Below are 6,437 nucleotides of genomic sequence, written 5' to 3'. Positions count from 1 at the left end.
CCCGACGCCGCTCCCCCGGGCGGTCCTCGTGCCCCCGCCCCCGCCCACCCCACTCCCGCACGTGGCCCCGGAACCCACTCCGGAGGAGGACACCAAGCCCCCCAAGGGCGGCATGGAGTTGCAGTCCGTTCCCGAGAGGACGGACCCGGTGATCCAGAGTGGACAGCAACCCTGACCCCGGACACGCGGAACCCCGCCGGGCCACTCGCGGCGGCCCGGCGGGGTTCCGCGGAACTCAGACCAGGCGCTCGCCGGTCCCCGGGTGGAACAGGTGCAGCTCGGTGGCGTCGCGAACCGTCACCGTGACCGTCTGGGCCAGGGCGGGCGGCGTGCGCCCGTCGACCCGCATGACCAGCCGGTCGCCGCCCTCGGACCCCAACACGGACCCGTGCACCAGGGCGTCGGCACCCAACTCCTCGACCAGTTCGACCACCAGCTCGAACCCGCCCGCCGTCCCCGAGGGCGCGGGCGCCAGCGACTCCGGCCGCACCCCCACGGTCACCCTGTCCAACCCGGCCTCACGCACAGCGGTGTTCACCGCACGGGGCAGGTCCACGTCGAGCCCACCGAGCCTGAGCCCCGACCCGGTCACCGGCGCCTCGTGCAGGTTCATCGCGGGCGACCCGATGAACCCCGCGACAAAAGCATTCGCAGGCCGGTCGTACAAAGCGCGCGGGGTGTCACACTGCTGCAACAACCCATCCTTGAGCACCGCCACCCGATGCCCCATCGTCATCGCCTCAACCTGATCATGCGTCACATAGATCGTCGTCGTCCCCAACCGCCGCTGCAACGCCGCGATGTTCGCCCGCGTCTCCACCCGCAACTTCGCATCCAAGTTCGACAACGGCTCATCCATCAAGAACACCGCCGGATCACGCACGATCGCCCGCCCCATCGCCACCCGCTGCCGCTGCCCACCCGACAACGCCTTCGGCTTCCGAGCCAGGTACTTCTCCAAGTCAAGCAGCTTGGCAGCCTCCTGCACCTTGGTCTCGATCTCCGACTTCGCCAACCCCTGCAACTTCAGCGCGAACCCCATGTTCTGCGCCACCGTCATGTGCGGGTACAACGCATACGACTGAAACACCATCGCGATATCCCGCCCCTTCGGCGGCACATTGGTGACGTCCCGATCCCCGATCCGGATGACCCCCTCGTTGACGTCCTCCAACCCCGCCAACATCCGCAGCGCCGTCGACTTCCCCGACCCCGAGGGCCCCACGAGGACCAGAAACTCCCCATCAGCCACCTCGAGGTCCAACCCGTCCACCGCCCGAACCGGCGGACTCCCCGAATACACCCTCGACGCCGCCTCATACCGGACCTCGGCCACGCTGCCTCGCCTCCAAGTGATCACCGCCACCCACCCGAACCCGGGCGCGAACCCCCAGAATGCCCCAGGTCACACCCCCACACCAGGCCCACCACCCGAGACCCGGGCACACCCGGGCACCACTTCCGGCCCGTCCGGGCACCGCACGCCGCGCGCCCCGCCCGTTCCCGAGGAACCCGGTCACCGGGGCACCGCCGTCCGGGCACCCCTCCCGCCCACAACCCGGTTGTGGGCATGCGCTAAGCTCCTCCACGAACGAGCAACGGGCCCCCGTAGCTCAGGGGATAGAGCACCGCCCTCCGGAGGCGGGAGCGCAGGTTCGAATCCTGCCGGGGGCACCACCATCAAGAGCCCGCTGACCAGCAAGCATGCTGTCAGCGGGCTCTGTGCTTTCCTCAGAGGAATGGCCGTTCACCACGACCGGCGTCGGAGGCCAGTGGGTTGGCGCGCAGCAACATCAGCGCTCGCGCCGTGGGCGACAGCGCCGATCATCGCTGTCGCCCGGGTGACGACCGAGGTTCGCGCGGTGGGTGGTTGCTTTCCTGGGACTTGGCGGTGATGTTGAAGCACGTGGCGGCGGCTGCCCCCATGCGAGTGATGTCGCCCTGCCTTGGAGTGCGCTCGCCCCGGGAGAGCATATGAAAGCACACCGCGATCAATGCGCAGGTCGTACTCCGGCGCCACTCCTACTTCTTGCTGAGAACCCGCAAGAGATGGGTGGTCAGTTGCCGAACGTCATTGGGGGTGTTCTGCAGGTTGTTCCACCTGCGCTCTTCCCCGTCCGCGAAGTTCCAACTACCCGAAGTCCACGCCACGTGCGGACGAAGTCCCTCGATGGCCCGGGAGAGCGTGGGGGTTTTCACCGATTCCGCAGGCTGTTCGTCGGTCAGGCTGTCCATGACGAAGCCGAGGGATTGGATACCGACACCATGGGTGAGACGGGAGTACCTGGGGGGTTTGGCCCACTCGTCGGGGAAGGTGTCGCGCACCACTGTCCAGAAATCGATCAGGTGGAGCAGCATGCGCTTGACGTCACCCGTCCCGTCCACCGGGTTCCGGTACTGGTAGAGAGCGCCCTCGAACAGGCTGTGCTCCACCATCTTCAGAATGCTGTTGTCCTTGATGTACCCGTCGGGGGCCGTGGGCGTGGCGATGATTCGGAAGAACGGACTTCGTCGGTCGCCGTTCAAGCGGGTCATCAACTGCGCGGGCAACTTGCGCCGCAGGTAGGAGCGGGGCAGGTGACCGGTCGTGTCCGGCAGGAGTTCGTGGACGAGCCCCTTCGGCAGCGCCTTCGTCGAGTTGACGAGGATGAACTGCGAGCGCTGCTCCTCCTCCGTGTCGGCGATGAAGCCGACCACCGCCACCGGGAACTCCGCGAGATCAGCGTCCCGGATGGCCGCGCTGCGCTGCTGACCGTCGACGAGCCAGGCCGGCTTCTCGTGGTCCGGCAGGGTCTCGTCGACCGGGATGACCAACTCACCCGCGACGGAGTAGTCGACCAATTCACCCTGCATGAGGGCGGGCACGAACTCGACCCGGTTGTCGAAGGCGACGACGATCGCGTTGGGGAGCATCGCTCCGTCCGACTCCAGGTACTTGCGGATGCCTCGGATGTGGGCCCCGACCTCCGGCCGCTGGTACCCCATCAGCTTCTCGTCGTCGTCCCGGCGGATGCGTGACACGGCGGCGAAGCTGTGCAACTTCTTGCCGTCGACGGCGAAGCAGTAGATCCGTCGACGCCCCTGACGCACCTCCAGTGCGGGCAGGCGCAGGGTGTACCGGTCAGCCACAGGCTCTCCTAAGTCGATGAGCGTGCATCATAGCGCTCAAGTCAGTAAACGAGTTGACGCATCCTTGCTTCGAGAACGCTGAGATTGTGGAAACCACGCCGCTTGTTTCGCTCGGTTCCCCGGAAGATGACGATCTCGACACCGTGCTCCCGACAGAGGGCGCACGGGCAGTCCTTCCAGGGAAGACTTTCGAGGGTGCGCCGGTAGTGCGGGATGTAGGATTTCTTCTTCGAATCCTTGCCCAGCACCAACTCCTCGTAGACGGCCAACGCTTGGAGCACCTCGTCGATTCCGGCGCCCGCGTTGTCGTAGGCGCGCAGGATGGACAAGCAGGCGCGTTCGGCGGCGATCGCCCCGGATTGTGAAACCATTCCCGAAAGTATCCGGCGCTTCAGGGCTGGGTTGCCGTCAACCTGGGGAACGCGGATCGCGGTGTAGGACTCGTTCGCGGTGTGGTAGTTGTTGCGGTCGTCCATGAAGGCCTGTCGGAACACCGAGGTGCTGTCGAAACTCGTGACGCCGCATTCGGCGAACCGCTCCATGCTGTCGACCCTGTTGATGCCGAGCAGGTGCAGTTCGGTGCCGTCGAGCAACTTCGGGGCGATCTCCCGCAGGCAGTCCAGGATCTCCGGGGTCTTGAGGGGAACCATCCCCCCCAGGGCGATCCGCCGGTAACCCATCTCCTGGAGGCGGACGACGCTGTCGGCGTAGCTCGCCGGACTCCAACCCTGTGCGGCACCGACGGGTTGCAGCGGACTGTCGCGCTTGCGCAACTCCGCAAGGAACTTCTCACCCAGGTCGAGGGAGATGTGCCTGCGCTTGACCCAGGCCGCGTCGACGTCCGCCTCGCCTGCCTCGGGGAGGTAACCGAAGATCACGTGGTCGATGCTGACGCCCGCGTCGAACTGGCAGCCCTCGTAGAAGTCGAGCACCTCATCGACGGAGTAGGGCGGGTACTCCTCATCGATGTAGTTGAACGCGCCGCAGTCGCCGATGCTGGACATGGCGGGGGGGAGCCGGAAGAACTTGCGAATGCCCAAGCGGTACAGCCTGGCCCGCTGCGGCGCGGTGTACTTGCCCGCCCCCCGCGCGACCGAGGGGTCGACGATGGCCTTGCTGACGAGAATCCCGTCATAGGGCGGCGGGACGACGACTTCGTGCGCGTACACGTCGTCGCGCTGCCGGACACGGGTGGCCAGGTACTCGTCGTGCAGGAAGTCGTAGGTCGGGCTGACCAGGTCCTGGCTGTCCGGAAAGAAGAACTTCACGAAGGATTCGACCTCGAACTCACGTATTCGCGAACGATGAAGTTGGACAGGGTGCTGATGTGCCGGGGTGTGTTCTGGAGTTCGTTCCACGGGATGTTGAGTTCATCCCACCGACCACTGGTCCAGCGGCACCGCGCGGCGACCGGTGCGAGTTCCGCCCTGATGCGCTCGACGACGTCGTCCGCCGAGAGGTCCACGTGCGTCATCACCCGGTCCATGAGCCTGCCCATCGCGCGGATGCCGACACCGTGCATCAACCTGCTCTTCGTCGGTGGCACACCCCAGGCGGTCGGGAAGGTGTCGCGCACGGCGGTCCAGTACGAGATGAGGATTCGCCTGATCGCACCGGTGTCGGTGGTGCCCGTCGAGAGGTTCCGGTGGAGGAAGAGGATTCCCGACGACGAGTTCAACGATTCCTCGATGGCCGCTATGAGGCTGTTGTCGGTGACGACGGCGGTGCCGCGCTGGTCCGCCGCCGTCGATGCGCGCTTGATCAACCCGCGGAACGGCGAGTGCTGGTCCTGGTTGAGTTGGTCAACCAGGGCCGAAGGCAACTTCCGCGCGGAAAGCTTCGCGGGCAGCGGTGTCCACACCTCGGGCAGCAGTTCCGAAACCAGGTTGGTCGGCAGCGGTGAGACCGTGTTGACCCGCAGGAACTGGTCGCGCTGGGTGGCCAGGTCCTCGGCCTCGAACCCGGCGATGATCACCGGCAGACCGGAATTGCGCGTACGGGCCAAGGCGGCGCTGCGCTGCTGACCGTCGACGATCCAGGCCGGGCGGGGCTCGTCGTCCGAGGTGGCCACCGGGATCTCGATGGTGCCGCTCTCGGTCAACCTGTCGTACTCGGCGCTCGGCCCCGGTTTCGACCGGAACTTGACCGACTTGGGCAGGGCGAGGATCAGCCCGTTGGGGAAGAGGACGTCCTCACCATCCAGGTACTCCAGGATCTGGTTGACGTGCTGGCGCTTTTCCGGGCGTTGGTACCCCAGGAGTTTGCCCGCCGCGTCGCGGGAGATGCGCGCGATGTCCGCGACCTGGGCAACCTCCTGCGCGGTGAGGGTGAAGACGTACAACGGGATGGTCGGATGCTGCTTGATCTTCAATGCCCGGCGCTTGATCACTGTTCCCCCATCATCTCGGCGAAGAGTTGGGCGAACCGCTTCTGCTCGCACGCCTTCCCGCTGTCCCGCAACATTCGGTGCAACCTCGTCCTCGAAGACCCCGGGTGGTCGAGGACGGCCTTGCCGATGTAGCTCTTCACCTGGGCATCCGTCATGGGCACCCGGTTGTGGCGCTCCTCGATCCGCACCCGGTTGACCCACCGCGTCCACACCCCCTTGGTCGTGGGGGAGATCAACCGCCCATCCGCGCACCGGGACAACCAAGCGGAGGCCATCCTGGCGTTCAGGCCGGTCATCGTTCCACCGAGCGCGGAACGCAGGCTGCCGTCGGCGCGGATGCGGTGGATGCCCTCGACATCGCCCGCCCCCCCGACGAGGACCACCTCGTCACCGGTTCCGGCCAGTTCGCGGACCTCACCTTCCAGGACGTTCGCGTAGCCCTCGGAGAGCACCAGCAACACCGACCTGCGCCCACCGAGATCAGCCAGGCGCGGGGTTCCCATACGACGACCGAGGGCCTTCCACCACAGCCTGCGGTCGACTCCGGTGGGAGCGACCGTGTCGTGGTGGCGAGGGCTGAAGGTGGCGGCGTAGGCCGGGAAGCTGGCAGAGGCGGGCTGCAGACCCAGCCCGGCCGAAGCCACCCACAACCGCGGCGAGAACCCGGCAGCCCGGGCGGTCTCGAGGAGCAGGCGCGTCTGAACCCAGTGTTCCCCCTGGTAGAGGTTCATCAACGGGACGGCGCTCGTGCCGAGTCCCAGCCGTTCGTGCCACATCCCCACGCGGTGGTCCACTGTTCCGGGAGGCAGCGCCCGCACCTGCAACTCGGGGCTGACAGCAGCGATCTTGCGCTCTGTGCAAGTCACTACTACGGATAGTTGCTTCACTGCCCCTGAACTCCTACTGAGTAACTCGCCGC

5 protein-coding genes and 1 tRNA gene are annotated in these 6,437 nt (G+C 66.6%); 1 reads left to right on the top strand and 5 read right to left on the bottom strand.

All coding sequences use genetic code 11. The annotated features are described in order from the left end of the window. Window positions 1-235: 235 nt before the first annotated feature. On the bottom strand, window positions 236-1,336 hold the full coding sequence (locus UO65_RS17370; RefSeq protein ID WP_035283803.1) for an ABC transporter ATP-binding protein: 1,101 nt from the start codon (window positions 1,334-1,336) through the stop codon (window positions 236-238). Between the two features lie 266 nt (window positions 1,337-1,602). Here UO65_RS17370 and UO65_RS17365 point away from each other — a divergent pair. Beyond that, window positions 1,603-1,677, top strand: a tRNA-Arg gene (locus tag UO65_RS17365). Window positions 1,678-2,022: 345 nt separating this feature from the next. Here the strand turns inward: UO65_RS17365 and dbpB (UO65_RS17360) are convergent. The 4 genes from dbpB (UO65_RS17360) to UO65_RS17345 are packed head-to-tail and all read right to left on the bottom strand — an operon-like array spanning window position 2,023 to window position 6,384. Continuing rightward, window positions 2,023-3,129: a DGQHR domain-containing protein DpdB gene (dbpB, locus tag UO65_RS17360; RefSeq protein ID WP_035283792.1), complete on the bottom strand. Its 1,107-nt coding sequence runs from the start codon at window positions 3,127-3,129 to the stop codon at window positions 2,023-2,025. Window positions 3,130-3,170: 41 nt separating this feature from the next. Continuing rightward, a complete protein-coding gene (gene dpdA, locus UO65_RS17355; RefSeq protein ID WP_035283791.1) occupies window positions 3,171-4,397 on the bottom strand; it encodes a tRNA-guanine transglycosylase DpdA in 1,227 nt (408 codons plus the stop codon). Next, a complete protein-coding gene (dbpB, locus tag UO65_RS17350) occupies window positions 4,394-5,518 on the bottom strand; it encodes a DGQHR domain-containing protein DpdB (protein WP_035283789.1) in 1,125 nt (374 codons plus the stop codon). Before dbpB (UO65_RS17350) ends, dpdA begins: the two co-directional genes overlap by 4 nt. Further along, complete coding sequence (locus tag UO65_RS17345; RefSeq protein WP_152552132.1) at window positions 5,515-6,384, bottom strand: hypothetical protein; 870 nt, start codon at window positions 6,382-6,384, stop codon at window positions 5,515-5,517. Before UO65_RS17345 ends, dbpB (UO65_RS17350) begins: the two co-directional genes overlap by 4 nt. Between the last annotated feature and the right edge of the window lie 53 nt (window positions 6,385-6,437).

The organism is Actinokineospora spheciospongiae (genome assembly GCF_000564855.1).
Taxonomy (GTDB): Bacteria; Actinomycetota; Actinomycetes; order Mycobacteriales; family Pseudonocardiaceae; genus Actinokineospora; species Actinokineospora spheciospongiae.
The sequence above is the reverse complement of the archived record's forward strand: the minus strand, read 5'-3'. Positions and strand labels throughout refer to the sequence as shown.